The 3703-nt window shown below is 65.7% G+C and carries 2 protein-coding genes and 1 pseudogene; 2 read left to right on the forward strand and 1 reads right to left on the reverse strand.

The features are described 5' to 3' along the window. Both AC1VAN_RS14860 and AC1VAN_RS14865 read left to right on the forward strand, forming a co-directional pair. Nucleotides 1-1598, forward strand: a 1598-nt coding sequence (locus AC1VAN_RS14860; protein ID WP_480986085.1) for a proline--tRNA ligase, incomplete at its 5' end; no start/stop codon positions are given. 221 nt (nucleotides 1599-1819) lie between these two features. Beyond that, nucleotides 1820-2197 (forward strand): annotated as a pseudogene (locus tag AC1VAN_RS14865) (H-NS histone family protein); the annotation flags it as partial. A gap of 138 nt (nucleotides 2198-2335) precedes the next feature. Here AC1VAN_RS14865 and AC1VAN_RS14870 read toward each other — a convergent pair. After that, a complete protein-coding gene (locus AC1VAN_RS14870; protein ID WP_025878492.1) occupies nucleotides 2336-3595 on the reverse strand; it encodes a threonine/serine exporter family protein in 1260 nt (419 codons plus the stop codon). Nucleotides 3596-3703 lie beyond the last annotated feature (108 nt).

Genomic DNA, 3703 nt, shown 5'->3' on the forward strand with positions numbered 1-3703 from the left:
CATCCGGCCTGTACACCTGGTCGCCGCTGGGCCTGCGCGTGCTGCGCAAGGTCGAACGCATCGTCCGCGAGGAAATGGACCGAGCCGGTGCCGTGGAATTCCAGATCCCGACCATCCAGCCGAAGGAACTGTGGGAGCAGACCGGCCGCTGGCAGAAATTCGGCCCGCAGCTGCTGAAGATCAAGGACCGCAAGGAACAGACCTTCTGCTACAGCCCCACCGCCGAGGAAGCGGCCTGCGATTTCGCGCGCAGCGAACTGTCCAGCTACAAGCAGCTGCCGGTGAACTTCTACCAGATCCAGACCAAGTTCCGCGACGAGATCCGTCCGCGCTTCGGTGTCATGCGTGCGCGCGAGTTCCTGATGAAGGACGCCTACTCGTTCCACCTGCACGACGAAGACCTCGTGCGTGAGTACGAAAACATGAAGGTGGCCTACAGCCGCATCTTCACCCGCCTGGGCCTGGACTTCCGCATGGTGCAGGCCGATTCCGGCGCGATCGGCGGTGACGCCTCGCAGGAATTCCACGTGATCGCCGACTCCGGTGAGGACGCGCTGGTGTTCTCCACCGGTTCGGACTACGCGGCCAACATGGAAGCGGCCATCGCCGCCGATCCGGCCGCGCGTGCTGCGGCCAGCGAAGCGCTGCGCAAGGTCGAGACCCCGACCCAGAAGACCTGCGAAGACGTCGCCGCGCTGCTGGGCATCGATCTGCAGCGTACGGTGAAGTCGGTGGCGCTGATCGCCGGCGAAGGCGAGGCACAGCAGTTCGTGCTGGCGCTGGTACGTGGCGACCACGAGGTCAACGAAATCAAGCTGGGCAAGGTTGCTGGCCTGGACGAGCAGCGTTTTGCCAGCGAAGCAGAGATCGCCGAATACCTCGGCAGCGTGCCGGGCTTCCTTGGTCCGGTCGCCCCGGCCAAGCCGATCCGCGTGGTCGCCGATCGCGAAGTGGCGGCGATGTCCGACTTCGTCGTCGGTGCCAATGAGGCCGGTTTCCATCTGGCCGGCGTCAACTGGGGCCGCGACCTGGCCGAACCGGAAGTGGCCGATATCCGCAACGTGCGCGCCGGTGATCGTGCGCTGGACGGCGGCGAACTGAAAATCGCCCGCGGCATCGAAGTCGGCCACGTGTTCCAGCTGGGCCGCACCTATGCGAAGGCGCTCGATGCCACCGTGCTGGACGAGAATGGCAAGGCCGCGGTAATGACGATGGGCTGCTACGGCATCGGTATTTCGCGTGTGGTCGCCGCAGCCATCGAGCAGAACCACGATGACGCCGGCATCATCTGGCCCGACGCGATGGCGCCGTGGCAGGTGGTGGTCTGCGTGATCAATCCGAAGGGCGACGCAGGCGTGGCCGATGCAGCTGCAGCTCTGCTGCAGGAGCTGCGCGATGCCGGCCTGGATGCCGCACTGGACGACCGCGGCCTGCGCCCGGGCGCGATGTTTGCCGACATGGAACTGATCGGCATCCCGCACCGCGTGGTGGTCAGCGAGCGCGGCCTGGCCGCAGGCACCTTCGAGTACCGCTCGCGTCGGGCGGCCGAAGCGGAGAGCCTGGACAAGGCCACCCTGCTGCAGCGCCTGCAGGGCTGATCGGAAAAGACCGGGGTATACCCCGGTCTTTTTTTAGCGGCTGGCCGACCCGGGAAAACCGCAACGGACATAATCCGGTCAAAATGGTCGCAACCGGGCCAGCCAGCCGACAGACGGTGACCGCAACTGTTTGTGCTGGGATTAATTCATCATTACTCTGTCCTGCGACGCCACGGACCGGCTCGTCCCTGTCCCTAAATTAGTTTCTGGAGTAATCGTTGATGAGCATCGACCTGACCGGCCTGTCTGCACGTGAGCTGGGCGCATTGATCCGCACAGCCAAGAAGCAGCAGACCATCGTCGCCAAGCGTCGCCCGATCACCAAGGTTCGTGCCCAGCTGAGCAAGCTGGCCAAGACCGAGGGTTACACCATCGAGGAACTGTTCGGTGGTGAACCCGCACCGCGCGCGCGCAAGGTCGCCAAGACCACCAAGGCCCCGTCCAAGGCTGCCGGCCGCAAGCTGGGCAAGGTTGCGCCGAAGTACCGCAACCCGGCCAACCCGAAGGAAACCTGGACCGGTCGTGGCAAGCAGCCGCGCTGGATGGCCGAGCTGACCGCCAAGGGCAGCAAGAAGCCGGAAGATTTCCTGATCAAGAAGGCCTGAGGCCAGCTGCAGCAGGAATGAAAAACGCCGGCGAAAGCCGGCGTTTTTTTTGGGGGTAGCGCCGGGCCAAGCCCGGAGAGCGCAGCGGTTGGTTTCCCGATCCGCCGGGCATGGCCCGGCGCTACTGCCTGGTCACAGCGTCTTGCGCGCCGGCATCAACAGGTTGCCGAACAGCAGGCCGGCGACCAGCGCCATCACCACGTTCAACACGGTCAGGAACACGCTCTGGCCGGCGCCCACGTCCTGTTGCTGGACCAGGGTCAGCACGCCGCGCAGGCTGGTGCTGCCGGGCACCATCATGATGATGCCCGGCAGGCGGATGATCGCACCGGGGCGGCCGACCACGCGCCCGAACAGGTTGCCGCCGGCGGTCAGCAGCATCGCCGACAGGAAGATGCCGGCGGGCGTACCCCAGGCATGACCACCAAATTTGGAGATCGCGTAACCGGCCACCGAGGCGGCGATCACCCACGGATAGTCGCGRCGGTTGGCCTTGAACAACATCGCAAAGGCGAACGCCGCCGTCAGCAGCGAGCCCCACTCCACCCACGGCCCCTGTGGCCGCGAGGCACGGATCATCGGGTCCAGCCCCAGCACATCGGCCAGGGTCACCGCGATCATCGCGCCGACACTGAGCTTCATGATCGTGGTCAACGCGCCGGCAAAGCGCGCGGTGCCGGACACCCAGTGCTGGCTGGCCAGTTCATTGACCGCATTGGTCAGTGACATGCCCGGCAGCAGCACCACCAGCGAGGCGATGATCACCGTGTTGAGATTCAGGGCACCCACGAACGTGGCAACCACGGTGGCGACAAGGCCGGCCAGCAGCGCCGCCAGCGCTTCGGCCGCTTCCCGGCTGGCCGGGCGCTTGTCGGTGACCATGCCGAGCAGGCCGATCAACAGGCCGATGACGCCGGCGGTGGCGATGTCCAGCCACGGCAGCTTCCACATGCCCGCCACGCCGGCCGCACCGAGGGTGAAGGACAGGATGGTGCGCAGCTTGCCGCGCCGGCCCGGATCCTTGTCCAGCTGGCGCAGCGCGGTGTGGCCTTGGGCAATGCTCATGCGGCCATTGGCCACTTCTTCGGCGATCCCGTCAGCCACGCTGAGCTTGTGCAGGTCGTTCTCGCCGGGCGCCAAGCGGATCACCCGGGTGATGTCGCTGGAGCCAATGGCCTGCGCCGGATCGCTGAAACTGAGGATGATGCCGGTGGGGTTCGACCACGGTTCACAATCCAGATCGAGCTGCCGGGCCAAGGCAACCACCGCCGCTTCCAGGCGCTGGGCCGTTGTGCCGTAGCTGTGCAGGCGGCCGGCGATCTCGGAAACGAAGGCCACGCGCTGCGCGTAGGTGGCCTGGGGCGTGGGGATCGTGTGAGCGTCTGCGGACATGCGCCGTAGTATTACCTACGTCAGGCTCCGCTGGAGAAATTCATCCTGGTTCGACGCGACGTGCAATTCAGAACGGTTATGCTGCGACCCGAATGGCCCCCATGACCC

The sequence above is a fragment of the Stenotrophomonas sp. 05L44_2 genome (assembly GCF_056665995.1).